A 14846-nucleotide genomic window follows, 5' to 3' on the forward strand; every position below is an offset into this window, starting at 1 on the left:
CCGGCAGGGATCGCGATCCCTGCACCCTGATTCATTAAAAGTCATGGTTTCCAAAGGGTAATACCCTTTGGTGGGGGGCTCGGGGGCAAAGCCCCTGAGGCAGTCGGCGCATGCAACACCCGGGCTCCGCCCGGACCCGGCAGGGATCGCGATCCCTGCACCCTGATTCATTAAAAGTCATGGTTTCCAAAGGGTAATACCCTTTGGTGGGGGGCTCGGGGGCAAAGCCCCTGAGGCAGTCGGCGCATGCAACACCCGGGCTCTGCCCGGACCCGGCAGGGATCGCGATCCCTGCACCCTGATTCATTAAAAGTCATGGTTTCCAAAGGGTCATGCCCTTTGGTGGGGGTCTCGGGGGCAAAGCCCCTGAGGGGCGGCATCACAAATAACGGAAGACACAGGCCTTTTCCCCGCACGCTGCGTTACTGCCTGCGCCGCGGTGCATCCTGCACCGCCGGGACAGTAAAGAAAGAACAGCGTTCATGTCTCTTGTTGGAAAAGTGGCGGTCGTGACGGGTGCGGCACAGGGCATCGGGCGCGGCATTGCGCTGCGTCTGGCGCGTGAGGGCGCGGATGTGGCGCTGGTGGATATGAACACCGACCGGCTGGCGCAGGTGCGCGCCGAAATCATGGCGCTGGGCCGCCGGGCCATGACGCTGGTGGCGGACATCAGCGTGCGCGAACAGGTCTTTGCCACCGTCACGCAGACGGTGGAGCAGCTGGGCGGTGTTGACATCATGGTCAACAATGCGGGCGTGGCGCAGGTCAAGGCGCTGCTGGATGTCCGGCCCGACGACATGGGCCGCATCTTCCGCATCAATGTGGACGGGACGCTGTGGGGCATCCAGGCGGCGGCGGAGGCGTTCAAAAAGCAGGGCCGCGGGGGCAAGATCATCAATGCCTGCTCCATTGCCGGGCATGATGGCTATGCCCTGCTGGGGGTCTACAGCGCGACGAAGTTCGCGGTGCGGGGCCTGACGCAGGCGGCGGCGAAGGAGCTTGCGCCCCATGGCATCACGGTCAACGCCTACTGCCCCGGCGTGGTGGGCACGGACATGTGGGTGGAAATCGACCGCCGCATGGCCGAGGAAACCGGCGCGCCCATCGGTGCGACCTACAGGAAGTATGTGGAGGGCATCACGCTGGGCCGGGCGGAAACGCCCGATGACGTCGCGGGCTTTGTCGCGTGGCTGGCGGGGCCGGATTCCGATTACATGACGGGGCAGTCGGTGCTGATTGATGGCGGGCTGGTGTTCCGCTGACGCCCGGTGCCCGCGCGCCCGTGCGTTCACGCCCGCGTGTGCCCGGTGGCGCGGGATGGGGCGGGTGGTGTACGCTGCGGTGGTACAAGTGCAACATCATGACAGGGACATGACATGAAGATCGACCTTGCGGGCCGCACGGCCATTGTGACCGGATCGACCGGCGGCATCGGGCTGGCCATTGCCACGGGACTGGCGCAATGCGGCGCGCGCGTCGTGGTCAACGGGCGCAGGGCCGCAGCCGTGGACCGGGCGGTCGCCACCATCGCGCAGGCAGGCGGGGCGGCGGTCGGCTTCGTGGGGGACCTTGGCGCGGCGGACGGGTGCGCGGCCCTGGTGGCGGCGCACCCGTCATGCGACATCCTGGTCAACAACCTTGGCATTTTCGAACCGCGTGATTTCTTCGACACCCCGGACGAGGACTGGACCCGCTTTTTCGAAATCAACGTCATGTCGGGCGTGCGCCTGTCGCGCGCGTACCTGCCGGGCATGCGCGAACGCGACTGGGGGCGGGTGATCTTCATCTCCTCTGAATCCGCGCTGAACATCCCGGTGGAGATGATCCACTACGGCTTCAGCAAGACGGCGCAGGTCGCCATCGCCCGTGGCCTTGCCGAACGCATGGCCGGGACGAACGTGACGGTCAATTCGGTCCTGCCGGGGCCGACGCTTTCGGAAGGGCTTGCGGAAATGCTGCGCCCGGAGCAGGAAAAAACCGGAAAGACGCTGGAGGAAGTCGCTGCCGATTTCGTGATGGAGCACCGTCCCTCCTCCATCATCCGCCGCGCCGCAACCGTGGAGGAAGTGGCGAACATGGTGATCTATCTTGCCTCTCCCCTTGCGTCGGCCACCACGGGGGCGTCGGTGCGGGTCGATGGCGGGGTGCTGAGCGTCATCTGAAGGCTTCGGGTGCCGCCTTTTTTAAACAGGGGGCACCCGAAAACGCCTTTATGGTTTGACGGCCCCTTGACGGCGGGGGGCCGGGGCGGTGCAATCGGGATTGATTGCGGAACTGATACGGAAAGCACGATCCCGATGAAACATTACTGCGCGACGCAGACGCAGGCGCTGCTGCCGTTCCCGGCGCTGGTGGACATGCTGGCGCGCACGGTGCGCGATTACGCGGGCGGCGCCATCGCGTGTCCCGAACGGACCACCATCCCCACGCATGATGCCGGCGGCGTGCTGATGTGCATGCCCACCGTGGGCGTGGACCTGGTCGCGGCAAAGGTGCTGACGATCTTTGGCGCGAACGCGGCGCTGCACCTGCCCACGGTGCAGGGCATCGTCACCTGCGCCGATGCGCATGACGGGCGCTTCCTGTTCGGGCTGGATGGGCCGACGGTCACCATGCGCCGGACCTCGGCCATCAGCATGCTGGCAATCCGCACCTTCATCCACGGCCATGTGCGCCGCGTGCTGGTGATCGGCACCGGCACGCAGGCCCTGGCGCATGTGGAGGCGCTGGCCGCGCTGCATCCCGCCATCGAGGTCGCGATCCGCGGCCGCACCCCCGAACGTGTCGCGCGGTTCTGCACCCAGTACGCCACCGACCGCCTGACCCTGCGCCCCGAACTGGCCGAGGACGGGCCGTTCGATGTCGTCATCACCACGACCTCCAGCAGCACGCCCGTTTATGACGGGCCGGCGGACCCGCGCTGCCTGGTGATCGGTGTGGGGGCCTATCGCCCCGACATGGCCGAAATCGCCCCGTCCGTCGTGCGCGCCAGCCAGGTCTATGTCGATGACCCCGTCGGCGCCCCGTCCGAGGCCGGGGACATCCTGCAGGCCGGACTGCCATGGGACGAGGTGCGCGCGCTGGCGCAGGCGCTTGAGACGCCGCCCGACCGGACGCGGCCCGTGTTCTTCAAATCCGTGGGGTGCGCGGCATGGGACCTCGCCGCCTGCCGCGTCGCACGCGACATGCAGGCCCGCGCCGGGGATGACGCCGGGATGTGACAGGGGGGCCGCCCGAATGTTGCGTGCGGCGACTGCCTCAGGGGCGTTGCCCCCGAACCCCCACCAAAGGGTATTACCCTTTGGAAACCAGTAGTTTTAGACAGATCAGGGTGCAGAAAGCGCGCTCCCTGCCGGGTCCGGAGCAAGCCGCCCGGGTGTTGCACGCGCCGACTGTCTCAGGGGCCTTGCCCCCGCCCCCCCACCAAAGGGCATTGCCCTTTGGAAACCAATACTTTTAGACAGATCAGGGTGCAGGGATCGTGATCCCTGCCGGGTCCGGAGCAAGCCGCCCGGATATTACACGCGCCGACTGCCTCAGGGGCGTTGCCCCTGAAACCCCACCAAAGGGCATTGCCCTTTGGAAACCAGTAGTTTTAGACAGATCAGGGTGCAGGGATCGTGATCCCTGCCGGGTTCGGGCAGAGCCCGGACATTACACGCGCCGACTGCCTCAGGGGCGTATAATACCGTCCGGTCTTGTTAGTCATGTTTCATGAACAGCCGGATATCAAACTCCGCACCTTTCCGGGCGATGGTGACCTTGGGATACAGGCCGGCATTTGTTGTCACGTAGTCGCTGAAGTCTATTTTATAACTGTCAGCCCCAATCGTGAACATAAACCCGTCCTTTGTATTCACGATGGTCTTTTCATCCGCTCCGTTCAGAAAATCACGCAATACACCCAATGAATCGAAAACAATCTTCCCGTTCCTGCTGATATACATTTCATCAGGGGCGATTTTCTCTATATAAAACGTGTCCTTGTAGTTCCCGAAGAACGAATTGAGAATATTTTTTATCTCCATTGCGCTTTCTCCTGATATGTTGTAGCTCAAATACATCAATTATCAGGCACGCAGCCACAATGTTTTACGAATAAGATATATTATTTAAGTATTTATGACAAAGAGACTCCACAGTCTCCTACCTCTTTCCGCCTGAAAATCCCGCCCATTCTACAGCGTGGCCCCTACCGGGTACGGGCAGAGTCCGGATATCACATGCACCGACTGCCTCAGGGGCGTTGCCCCCGAACCCCCACCAAAGGGTATTACCCTTTGGAAACCACGACTTTTAAACGAATCAGGGTGCAGGGATCGCGATCCCTGCCGGGTCCGGGCAGCGCCCGGGTATCGCACGCGACGACTGCCTCAGGGGCGTTGCCCCCGAGCCCCCACCAAAGGGCATTGCCCTTTGGAAACCATGACTTTTAACAAATCAGGGTGCAGGGATCGTGATCCCTGTCGGGTCCGGAGCAAGCCGCCCGGGCGTCACACGCTGATGAGGCCGAGGGCAAGTGCGCGGATGACGGTGCTGATGCGGTTGGGGCACTGCAACTTGCGCTGTGCGTTCTTGAGATGGAAATTGACGGTATTTTCAGTCAGCATCAGGATATCGCCGATATCGCCGGACGTTTTCCCATGCGCCACCCACGTCAGGCATTCGCATTCGCGCGGGGTCAGCAGGTCGGACGTGGGGTCCGTGCCCTTTGCGGCATTCAGCTGCTGAAAGCGTTCGTAATATTGCGACACCAGCATCGACAGCGCCATGCGCGTGCGCAGCGGCATGGTCCGTGCGTTTTCCCTCTGCCCGAAACTGGCATAGAATACGGACGCATCCGGCCCATGGATCGGCACGGCAAAGCCGTTGCGCAGCCCAAGGTCAAAGATATCATGCGTCAGCGCGACCGCCGGGCCGCTGATCGGGTCGCACGACCGCCATTCAAAGCCGGTCATGCTGCGCAATGCCCGCCGCAGCAGCGGGTCCACGCGGCCATAATTGTTGCCCAGGTAATGGCGGATCCATGCGCGCGGATAGGTCGTCAGCACGGGGCGCAGGCCCCCGGGGCGGTATTTGGGCATCGTGCCCATCACGCAGTAAAAATCGCCCAGTTCATTGACTGCGTTCCGGAACTGCGTGGCAAGATCATCCATGTTCCGCGCACGAAGCAGCGCTTCCAGCGTATCCATGGTCCTGTCGCCAAAAACCTCAGCTGTCACGAACCTCAATCCCGTCCTGCAAGAATGACCGATCGGTCATTTTTCAGGGCGAACCTATCATAGCTATCTCTATAATGCTACAATCCACATGTCCCGTGTTACATATCGTCAAAGTGCGCGGCCCTTGCCACCGGCCCGACCGGGGGCCTAAAACCCCGTCATGACCCGCATCTTCATCGACGCCGATGCCTGCCCCGTGCGTGACGAAACCTATCGCGTGGCGCTGCGCCATGGGGTGCATACGTTTGTCGTCGCAAACCGCATGATCGCCATCCCACCCTCCCCCCTGATCGAACGCGTGGTCGTGACACAGGGCATGGATGTCGCGGATGACTGGATCGCGGAACATGCCCGCGCGCATGACATCGTGATTTCCGCCGACATCCCGCTCGCCGCGCGCTGCGTCGCCAGTGGGGCGTGCGTGCTCGACCCGCGGGGGCGGGTGCTTGATGAAAACGCCATCGGCATGGCGCTCGCCGTGCGGAACCTGATGGACGACCTGCGCTCCACCGGGGCCATCATGCAGGGCGGACGCGGCTTCTCGCGCGCCGACAGGTCCTCGTTCCTCTCCGCACTCGATACCGCCGTCGTGCGTGCGCGCAAGAACGCCACACGCCCCAAACCGCCGCCCTTCGTGCCACCTGAATAAGGGACCGTCGCACACCCTCAGGGGCGTTGCCCCCGAACCCCCACCAAAGGGTATTACCCTTTGGAAACCAATACTTTTAGACAGATCAGGGTGCAGGGAGCACGCTCCCTGCCGGGTCCGGGCAGCGCCCGGGTGTCTCATGCACCGACTGCCTCAGGGGCGTTGCCCCTGAAACCCCACCAAAGGGTATTACCCTTTGGAAACCATCACTTTTAGACAGATCAGGGTGCAGGGAGCGTACTCCCTGCCGGGTCCGGAGCAAGCCGCCCGGGTGCCTCATGCAGGGGCATCAGCCAGTGCCCGCAGGGCGACGCGGGTGGCAAGTGTCAGGGGATCGGGCAGGGCGTCGGGTTCAAACCAGCGCACGGCCGACAGCGCCTCCGGCTCGCACAGCAGCGCGCGGGCCGAGGTGATGGGCGTTGCAAGATAGACCGGCGCGACCCAGTGGGATGCGTCCTCCCGCGCGGTGGCGGGGGTGATGTGGTCCACCACGCACAGCAGGCGCACAAGGCGGATCACCAGTCCGGTTTCCTCCGCCACTTCGCGCCGGATGGCGTGTTCCACCGTTTCCATCCACTCCACCTTGCCCCCTGGCAGGCCCCAGTGCCCGGCCTCTGGCGGGCGGCGGCGGCACACCAGCAGGATGCGCCCGTCGCCACGACGCACCAGCGCACCGCAACCCACGCGCGCATCCGCCGCGCGGGCGGGACGTGGGGGGGCCTCCTCCTGCGCCATGGGCCGCGGCCTCAGTGCGCGGGGGTGTAGGACTGAACGTCCTCGATCGTGTGGTTCAGCACCAGGCGGTTGTTCTCGGTGGAGGCCACCCACGCCGCCGGGATTTCAAACATGCTTTCGGCCGGCCCGTCCACCGTCACCTGGATCGTGCCGTCACCGGGCACGGCCGTCAGCGTGCCGACGCGGCCACCCGCGGATGCCATGACGTCACGGCCTATCATCTCTTGGGTTACTTCAGCCATGTCGTGTCCTTTCATGTCGATGCCATGGCGCACGCGCGCACCTGTGTATCGGGGCATGTGTCCCCGACAGGCCCCTGCCCTGGTCCGGCGCAATGCCCCGTGTCGCGACAGGCAGGCCCGGCATCGTGTTTGCGGTAGAGCCAACTGTACCGACTGACAGCGCCAACCACAACCCTGCCGGCCACAACCCCCATGTGCTACCCGCGCGACCGTCGCCACAGCGCGGCGATGACGCCATACAGGCTAACGCCGCTCCAGAACAGTTCGATGCACAGTGACGGCATGTTGAAATGCACGAACAGCGAGACCATCACCATCAGGCTGCCGCACAGGTTCCCCAGCGGATAGCCCACGCCCGTCGTGTCAATGCGCCCGCGCAGGCTGCGGTAATACTGCACCACGATCACCACGGACCCGGCAAAGCCCACCATGTCCGCCGCGATGCCCACCCCCGTCATGGCCCGCGCCCCGGCGGGGTGGCGGGCGGGGGTTCAGTTGACGCCATACTGCTTGCGCTGGTTCATCATCGTGTTCAGCTTCTCGCTATAGGCATGGTAGCTGCCCTTTGGCGCGCAGCCCATCTCCTCCAGGTCCTCAAGGTGGACGCTGTCGTTGATCCAGCCGTTCACCTCGCCAAAGGGAATGACGGCAGGCAGCGGGCGGTTGGCGAACACGATCGGGTCGTCATGGCCCGGAACATAGCCGAACTGCGAAAAATGGGCGTTGCGGGCGGGGCTTTCGGCCACTTCCCCGCACACCACGGCCGCGCCATCGACGCTGCGGGCCGCAAGGTGGCGGAAACGTGCCTCCTGCGGGTGGGGCAGGGTGGCGGCAACCTTCTTCATCGCCTCCGCCGCGCCGGGGACATGCGCCGCACTGCCGTCGATCACCGTCTGCGCCGTGCACGCGCCCGCCGACATGCCCAGGGCCGCAGCCCCGAAAAGCGTCGCCACGATCATGGCCTTGTACATCTGTCGTTCCTTCCTGCCGTTGCGCCTCCACCCCGCAAAACGTCAACGCGAGACATTCGACGCGAAACATCCAACGCGCAGGGGGCATGGACGATCACCTTGGTGCCCGCCTTCGGCGTCCGGGGTCAAGCATCGGGATGGCGCTTTGTTCAATTACATAACGTGTGATAATGTTTTGGAAAAAGACGCGCCGGATCGCCCGCCCCACGCCCGCCGGGCGGCGCGGGACGCGGGTTTGTGCTAAGCCTGCCTCCCCACAAGGACGAGGACCCCAATGAGCACCGACCCCACCTGCCCGCAATGCGGCTGCGCCCACGCCTATCCCGATGGCAGCCTGTGGATCTGCCCCGAATGCGGCCATGAATGGAACCCGCAGGACGAACCCGCCACGGACACCGCCACCGATGCGGACGTGCGCGACGCCAACGGCACCCCCCTGTCCAACGGCGACAGCGTGACTGTGCTGAAGGACCTGAAGGTCAAGGGCGCGTCCTCCGTCATCAAGGGCGGCACAAAGGTCCGCAACATCCGCCTGACCGATGGCGCGGACGGCCACAACATCGCCTGCAAGATCCCCGGCATCGGGGCCATGAACCTGAAATCCGAGTTCGTGAAAAAAGCCTGATTACAGGCCATGAAGGTGTGGCTGCCATCGCCACACGCCACACCCGGGCGCTGCCCGGGCGCTGCCCGGACCCGGCAGGGAGCGCGCTCCCTGCACCCTGATTCGTTAAAACTCATGGTTTCCAAAGGGCAATGCCCTTTGGTGGGGGTTCGGGGGCAAAGCCCCTGAGACTATCGCCGCACGCACCACCCGGGCGCTGCCCGGACCCGGCAGGGATCGCGATCCCTGCACCCTGATTCGTTAAAAGTCATGGTTTCCAAAGGGTAATGCCCTTTGGTGGGGGTTCGGGGACAAAGCCCCTGAGGCAGTCGTCGCACGCCACACCCGGGCGCTGCCCGGACCCGGCAGGGATCGCGATCCCTGCACCCTGATTCATTAAAAGTCATGGTTTCCAAAGGGTAATACCCTTTGGTGGGGGTTCGGGGGCAAAGCCCCTGAGGACACGGGCACATAGGGGACGCTTAACCCCAATCTATCGCACGCGGCTATTTTTGACATGGACAGGACTGTTACGGGGCCGGAGGGTTTGTGGACCATCCCTGCGGGGCGTGGGCCGCACGCGCGAAGGAGAGCACAGCCATGACAGCCGCCCCCACTGCTGCCCCCTCCGTGGCGTTATCGCGCGGCGCGTCGTCGCGGGTCATTTCCATCGACGCCCTGCGCGGCGCGACGGTGGCGGTGATGATCCTGGTCAACAATCCCGGCGACTGGGGGCAGGTCTATCCCCTGCTGCGCCATGCGGCGTGGAATGGCTGCACGCTGGCGGACCTCGTGTTCCCGTCCTTCCTGTTCCTGATGGGGTGCGCGATCCCGCTGTCGCTGGACCGGCGCATCGCACAGGGCACCGACCGGGGCATGCTGTCGCGACAGATTTTCCGCCGTGCGGCGCTGCTGTTCGCGCTGAAACTCCTGCTCAGCGCCTATCCATATTTCCACCTCTCCCACCTGCGCCTGTATGGCGTGCTGACACGCATTGCCGCGTGCTACCTTGCGGTGGGGCTGTTCTGTGTCTGGGTGCCGGCGCGCCGCCTGCTGCCGGTCGCGATCGGGGTGATCCTTGTGGGATACTGGCTTGCCCTGCGCTATGTCCCGATCCCGCATGCGGGGCTGCCGGGGCGGGACTTTCCGCTGTTCGATGCGCGGATGAACCTTGGCGCGTGGCTGGACCGCGCCATCAGCGCATGGTCGCTGCACTGGCTGCATATGGGGCGGCTGTATGAGGACGGATGGGACCCCGAAGGCGCGCTGGGCACCCTGCCTGCCATCGCGACAACCATGCTGGGCGTCATTGCGGGGCGGATGCTGCGCGATGGGGATGCCCCCTCGCGCCGGCTGGCCGTCATGGGGGTGGGGCTGCTGGCGTCGGGCGCCGTGTGGGGCCTTGCCTTTCCCATCAACAAGTCACTGTGGAGCAGCTCCTTCGTGCTGTGGACCGGCGGGGTCAGCATGTGCGTGCTGGCGCTGTTCCACCTCGCCTTTGACACGCGGCGCGTGCAGGACCGCTCCGCCATGATGGGGCGCATCCTGCTGGTGCTGCGCATCCTTGGCATGAACGCACTGGTGGCGTTCCTCTTTTCCGGCTTCCTGGCCAAGACGCTGATGCTGCTGCCCGCGCCGGGGGGCGGGTCGCTGTCGGACTGGCTGTACCATCTGGCCTGCCATGGCGCGGCGTCGGGCATGTTCACGTCGCTGCTGTTTGCGCTGGCGTTCTGCGCGGCGTGCTTCGTGCCGGTCTGGGGGCTGTGGCGCAGGCACATGATCGTCAGGCTGTAACGCCCGTCAAAGCCCGCTCAGCAGGTGCCACACCCGCGCGATCGCCAGCAGCGGCGGGCGCGAATCCCGCGGATAGACCCGCCCGTGATAGATGACGCACGCCATTTTCGGAAAGCCTATGACATGCACGTCATACGTCTGCTCCGGCGGGGCGACGGCGGGGTGCAGTTGCAGGACATCAAGCACGCCGGGGCCGGAGACCGGCATGAAATAGGCCTGCGCCCCGTGATAGAAGGAATAGACCTGCCCGTCATCGGCATGCCGGTGGTGCAGTTCGACAAAGGCATGCATGTCATGGGCCATCAGTTGCGTGCGAAAGACGGAGGTCAGGGTCTCTATCCCCTCCACCACGCCGATGATCCGGTTGTTCGGGTCCAGCAGCGCCGAACCCGAACTGCCGGGCATCAGGGCGGCGGGGTCGGAAAACCATCCCGTCATGATCCCCTGGTACAGCGCCGGCGCGATGTCGAGGCCACGGATACGGTCATAGCCACGGCTGGCATGCACCATGTCCAGCAGCACCCCGCCATCGCCCTTATGGCCGCGCACGGCGGCTTCGGGTTCCTGCGCCAGGCTGGCGTCGGACAGGACGGTGGCCGGGTCCTGCACGCCCTGTCCCAGGAAATTGCCGAACCGGTCGAACACATCCACGACGCCGTGCGTCCGGGTCGCCTTTTCCAGCACATGGCGCACCGTCAGCACGCGGTTGTGCCCGGCGGCGTCGTGGCTGTCATGGATGACGGTGCCTGACCCGGACTCCGCCCCGTCCTCGCCGGGGAAGTGGACATACAGCAACACCGCGGCGTCCAGCGCCGGGCGCTCGGTCGGGGTCAGCCGCTGCCCGTCAAAGCACGACCCGTCGGAGACGATGTCCGGCCCGCCATGGCGGACCATGTCCGTGTGGGCGATCGTGAACGGGCCGAACCTGTGCCCCAGCACCACGACCACCGTATAGGCGAACAGCAGCAGCGTGAAGCTCAGCATCCATTCGCGGCGCACGAAATCGCGCAGGGCGCGCAGCAGGCGGGTCAACGCACGCCCCGCAGGGGGCGGCGCGCGGCAGGGCGGGAAGGGAGGCTGGACATGCGGCCTCCCCTATCACACAGGCGTGAGGCTGCCTACCATGTCCCGGCCGCTACAGCACCGCCCACATCAGCGCCGTGCCCGCAAAGGCGCACATGGCCGCGATCCCGGTCATGACGGTCCAGCTTGACAGCCCTTCCCCCACGCCCAGCCCGGCCATGCGGGTGACGATCCAGAACCCCGCGTCATTGACATGCGACAGCGCCATGCCCCCCGCCCCCATAGCCAGCGCCAGCAGCGCAAGGTGCGTCTGGTCCAGGTGCAGGCGGGCCACCAGCGGCCCGACGATGCCCGCCGTCGCCATCAGCGCGACCGTCGTCGGCCCCTGCGCCACACGCAGGATCATGGTCATGACGAAACACAGCGCCAGCACCGGCAGCCCCGCCGATGACAGCATCCCGCCCAGCGCATCTCCGACGCCGCTCTGCACCAGCACCTGCGCGAACGCGCCGCCCGCGCCGGTAATCAGGATGATCCCGGCGGTGGACGGCAATGCGGCCGCCAGCACGTCCGACACGGTGGACAGCGCCATGCCGCGCCGCAGCCCCAGCAGCCACGCGCACACCACCACGTCGATGCCAAGCGCCACGTACGGGATCCCCGCGAACGCGATGACGGAGCGCGCCATCCCCGCCGCCATCATGTCCGACGCCAGCGTGCCCGCGACCATCAGCACGACCGGCAGGCCGATCACCAGCGCGATTTCCCCCGGATGGACCGGGCGCGCGCGCACCGCGTCAATCAGGCGCGCGTCGGCGGGGCTGCCATGCTCGGGGCCTGCTTCTTCCCCCGCCTCCTCCACGATGGCGCGGATGTCGGGCGCGCAGCCAAGGGGACGGGCCATGACCGGGCGCGACAGGACATAGGTCAGCGCCACCGAAAACGCCGCCAGCGGCAGGCCCAGCATCAGCACCCGCCCCGCCCCCACGCCCAGCGCGCCGCCCACGGCCACCGCACCCGGATGCGGCGGCAGCAGCGCATGCACCGTCAGCATCGTCACCGCCATCGGCACGGCGAACACGGCGGGCACGCGCCCGGTCTGGCGCGCCATGCCATAGACAAGGGGCATGAGCATGATGACCCCGACCTCGAAAAACACGGGGATGCCGACGCCAAAGGCAGCAATCACGATCGCCAGCGGCACATGCGCCGCCCCCGCGCGCCGCACCAGCGCGCGCGCCACCGCCTGCGCGCCGCCCGACAGGTCCACCATCCGCCCGATCATCGCGCCCAGTGCGACGATGATGGCGATATGCCCGACAGTCCGGCCCAAGCCCCCCTGCACGGCATCGGCCAGGCGGGCGACCGGCGTGCCCGTCAGCAGGGCGACGGCGGTGGCCACCAGCAGCAGGGCAAGGAACGGATGCACCCGCCCCACCACGATCAGCACCAGCAGAACGGCAATCGCCCCCGTTCCGATCAGGGCCAGCATAATGGGGGTCATACAGGTTCCTGCACAGCGATGGCCGCCCCCGCGTGCCGCACCTGGACGGATCGTGGCAAGGGGACAGATTCAGTCCCCTTTATCAGGGATCGGCGGTCAGGCCGCAAGGGGGACCCGATAGCGGTGGCATCGCACAGTCAGGGGCGTTGCCCGGCATATGTATGCACCCTGCCCTGCAGCAGGAGGTTAGCAAATAGTTTGTAACAGAACCTCTCGTAATGTATCTGTTATAACAGATGCAGGGACTCGCACGGGTCCCCCGATCTCCGGTCGTTCCACGTCTCTGGTTTCATGCCTGTCCTGCCATGAAGGGGCCGGAAAGACCGACCCTGTTACAGGACAGCGTGGGCAATGACACAGTATACCAATTACAGCAACAAGAGTTACTCGCTGACGACCAACAGCAACGGCTACGTCAGCAGTTCGCAGATTTTCGCGGCCCAGAACACCACCACCGATGGCAATGGCAACCCGGTCTTTGCCGTGGACAACATCGCCTCGGTCAACGAGGATGGCCCGAACACGCCCGATCCCGGTTTCACCAACGGGACGAACACCATGACGCTCAACAGCCTGTATGAAAACGGCGTCAATACGGGCTTTGTCACGGCGACGACCACGGGGGCCAATGGCGGGCAGGAAACCGCCCTGCTGCAGCAGACGCCCTATACCACCAGCGACGGCACGTTCCTGTACGCCCCGTCACAGACCATTGACGACACGGTCAACGGCCAGGTGGCGCAGACCGAAAGCAGCGGTTCGGGCGGCGCGTACCTCTATTTCACGAACACGGCCGCCACCCCGATGTCGGACGTGCCCTCCACCGTCACGGCCGACAGCAATGGCAATGACTTCACCCCCATTGCCTCCACCTCGGACGTTCCGTGCTTCACCACGGGCACGCCCATCCTGACGCCGCGCGGCGATGTCGCGGTGGAGGACCTGCGCGTGGGGGACGAGGTCGTCACCGCGTCCGGCGCCCACCGCCGCATCCGCTGGATCGGCCAGCGCCGCGTGCTGTGCCCGGCGGTCGCCCCATCACGCCGCCACATCGCGCTGCCGGTGTGCATCAGCGCCCACGCCATCGCGCCGGGCATCCCCGCGCGCGACATCCGGCTGTCGCCGGGCCATGCGGTCGCGCTCACCGTGGATGGCGCGGACGTGTTCGTGCCCGCCAGCGCACTGGTCAACGGCGCGACCATCACGCAGCCGGACTGTGTCGTGGCGCATTACTGGCACGTCGAACTCGACAGCCATGACGTGCTGATGTCCGCCGGCCTGCGCAGCGAAAGCTTCATCGACGTCGGCAACCGCCATAACCTTGCCATCGGCGTGGAGGGACTGGACCCCGAACGCACCCCCGCCACGCTGGCGGATTACGCCCTGCCCTTCCACGACAACGGTACTGTGGTCGCCACCCTGTACGCGCAACTGGCCGCGCGGGCGCAGGAACTGGGCTGGCACCTGGCGGAAGCAGACTGCGGCCTGCACCTGCTGGTCGATGGGCAGCGCGTCGATCCCGTCATCGCGGGTGGCCTGTGGCACTTCTCCTTCCCCGCCACCGCACGCCGCGTCAGCCTGCACAGCACGACCTTCCGCCCGAGCCTGCTGGGCCATGACGGCCACGGCGACCCGCGCGACCTTGGCGTGCAGGTGCATGGGGCGTGGATGGCCGGCGCCACACTGGGGCTGGACCATCCGCTGCTGGCGGGGGTTTTCCACCCCAACGAAGCCCGCGACGGATGCGCATGGCGCTGGACCACCGGCATGGGCACCCTGCCGTCCGGACTGTGGGCCGGAAAGGCCGGGCGCGTCACCCTCAGCCTCGACGTGACGCACACCACACATACCGGCTGGCACCTGCCCCATGAGGACCGCCGCAACGTGGCGTAAGCCCCCCGCAGGGGCGCTGCCCCTGCACCCCGCCAAAGGGCATTGCCCTTTGGAAACCATGACTTCTTAACGAATCAGGGTGCAGGGAGCGCGCTCCCTGCCAGGTCCGGGCAGAGCCCGGGTGTCGCATGCGCCGATGGCCTCAGGGGCTTCGCCCCCGAACCCCCACCAAAGGGTATTACCCTTTGGAAACCATGACTTCTTAACGA

Annotated in this window: 15 protein-coding genes; 7 read left to right on the forward strand and 8 right to left on the reverse strand. The window is 65.7% G+C overall.

The features are described 5' to 3' along the window. The first annotated feature begins 482 nt into the window (after positions 1 to 482). The 3 genes from KMAL_RS11625 to KMAL_RS11635 all read left to right on the forward strand — a co-directional run bounded on the left by KMAL_RS11625 (position 483) and on the right by KMAL_RS11635 (position 3221). A complete protein-coding gene (locus KMAL_RS11625; protein ID WP_110095870.1) occupies positions 483 to 1262 on the forward strand; it encodes an acetoin reductase in 780 nt (259 codons plus the stop codon). Positions 1263 to 1376: 114 nt separating this feature from the next. After that, complete coding sequence (locus tag KMAL_RS11630; protein ID WP_110095871.1) at positions 1377 to 2162, forward strand: SDR family NAD(P)-dependent oxidoreductase; 786 nt, start codon at positions 1377 to 1379, stop codon at positions 2160 to 2162. Between the two features lie 135 nt (positions 2163 to 2297). Beyond that, the gene (locus KMAL_RS11635) at positions 2298 to 3221 is read left to right on the forward strand and encodes a delta(1)-pyrroline-2-carboxylate reductase family protein (protein WP_110095872.1); all 924 of its coding nucleotides are present in this window, start codon (positions 2298 to 2300) and stop codon (positions 3219 to 3221) included. 480 nt (positions 3222 to 3701) lie between these two features. Here KMAL_RS11635 and KMAL_RS11640 read toward each other — a convergent pair whose 3' ends face one another. Both KMAL_RS11640 and KMAL_RS11645 read right to left on the reverse strand, forming a co-directional pair. After that, positions 3702 to 4028, reverse strand: coding sequence for a hypothetical protein (locus KMAL_RS11640; protein WP_110095873.1), 327 nt, complete (start codon positions 4026 to 4028; stop codon positions 3702 to 3704). 465 nt (positions 4029 to 4493) lie between these two features. Then, positions 4494 to 5222 (reverse strand): autoinducer binding domain-containing protein, encoded by a 729-nt coding sequence (locus KMAL_RS11645; protein WP_110095874.1) that lies wholly within the window; start codon positions 5220 to 5222, stop codon positions 4494 to 4496. Between the two features lie 160 nt (positions 5223 to 5382). Here KMAL_RS11645 and KMAL_RS11650 point away from each other — a divergent pair, with 160 nt between their 5' ends. Then, positions 5383 to 5871: a YaiI/YqxD family protein gene (locus KMAL_RS11650; protein WP_110095875.1), complete on the forward strand. Its 489-nt coding sequence runs from the start codon at positions 5383 to 5385 to the stop codon at positions 5869 to 5871. A 276-nt stretch (positions 5872 to 6147) separates the two neighbouring features. On the opposite strand, the gene KMAL_RS11655 is transcribed toward KMAL_RS11650, so the two are convergent. From KMAL_RS11655 to KMAL_RS11670, 4 genes are all read right to left on the reverse strand, one after another. Continuing rightward, a complete protein-coding gene (locus KMAL_RS11655) occupies positions 6148 to 6606 on the reverse strand; it encodes an NUDIX domain-containing protein (protein WP_110095876.1) in 459 nt (152 codons plus the stop codon). A gap of 11 nt (positions 6607 to 6617) precedes the next feature. After that, positions 6618 to 6848 (reverse strand): DUF2171 domain-containing protein, encoded by a 231-nt coding sequence (locus KMAL_RS11660; RefSeq protein WP_110095897.1) that lies wholly within the window; start codon positions 6846 to 6848, stop codon positions 6618 to 6620. A gap of 197 nt (positions 6849 to 7045) precedes the next feature. Then, positions 7046 to 7306 carry a CBU_0592 family membrane protein gene (locus KMAL_RS11665; RefSeq protein WP_110095877.1) on the reverse strand — a complete coding sequence of 87 codons (261 nt, stop codon included), beginning with the start codon at positions 7304 to 7306 and terminating at the stop codon, positions 7046 to 7048. Between the two features lie 33 nt (positions 7307 to 7339). Further along, on the reverse strand, positions 7340 to 7819 hold the full coding sequence (locus KMAL_RS11670) for a hypothetical protein (RefSeq protein ID WP_110095878.1): 480 nt from the start codon (positions 7817 to 7819) through the stop codon (positions 7340 to 7342). A 274-nt stretch (positions 7820 to 8093) separates the two neighbouring features. On the opposite strand from KMAL_RS11670, the gene KMAL_RS11675 reads away from it, so the two are divergent. Both KMAL_RS11675 and KMAL_RS11680 read left to right on the forward strand, forming a co-directional pair. Continuing rightward, positions 8094 to 8444 (forward strand): zinc ribbon domain-containing protein YjdM, encoded by a 351-nt coding sequence (locus tag KMAL_RS11675; RefSeq protein WP_110095879.1) that lies wholly within the window; start codon positions 8094 to 8096, stop codon positions 8442 to 8444. A 579-nt stretch (positions 8445 to 9023) separates the two neighbouring features. Beyond that, positions 9024 to 10217, forward strand: a complete 1194-nt coding sequence (locus KMAL_RS11680; protein ID WP_110095880.1) for an acyltransferase family protein — start codon at positions 9024 to 9026, stop codon at positions 10215 to 10217. 6 nt (positions 10218 to 10223) lie between these two features. On the opposite strand, the gene KMAL_RS11685 is transcribed toward KMAL_RS11680, so the two are convergent. Both KMAL_RS11685 and KMAL_RS11690 read right to left on the reverse strand, forming a co-directional pair. Further along, positions 10224 to 11249 (reverse strand): serine protease family protein, encoded by a 1026-nt coding sequence (locus KMAL_RS11685; protein ID WP_110095881.1) that lies wholly within the window; start codon positions 11247 to 11249, stop codon positions 10224 to 10226. Between the two features lie 103 nt (positions 11250 to 11352). Beyond that, positions 11353 to 12744: a GntT/GntP/DsdX family permease gene (locus KMAL_RS11690; RefSeq protein WP_110095882.1), complete on the reverse strand. Its 1392-nt coding sequence runs from the start codon at positions 12742 to 12744 to the stop codon at positions 11353 to 11355. A 351-nt stretch (positions 12745 to 13095) separates the two neighbouring features. Here KMAL_RS11690 and KMAL_RS11695 point away from each other — a divergent pair, with 351 nt between their 5' ends. Further along, entirely contained in the window at positions 13096 to 14637 is a 1542-nt protein-coding gene (locus KMAL_RS11695) for a Hint domain-containing protein (RefSeq protein ID WP_110095883.1), read from the forward strand. Positions 14638 to 14846: the final 209 nt, after the last annotated feature.

The sequence above is a fragment of the Novacetimonas maltaceti genome, from assembly GCF_002906255.1.
GTDB lineage: Bacteria > Pseudomonadota > Alphaproteobacteria > Acetobacterales > Acetobacteraceae > Novacetimonas > Novacetimonas maltaceti.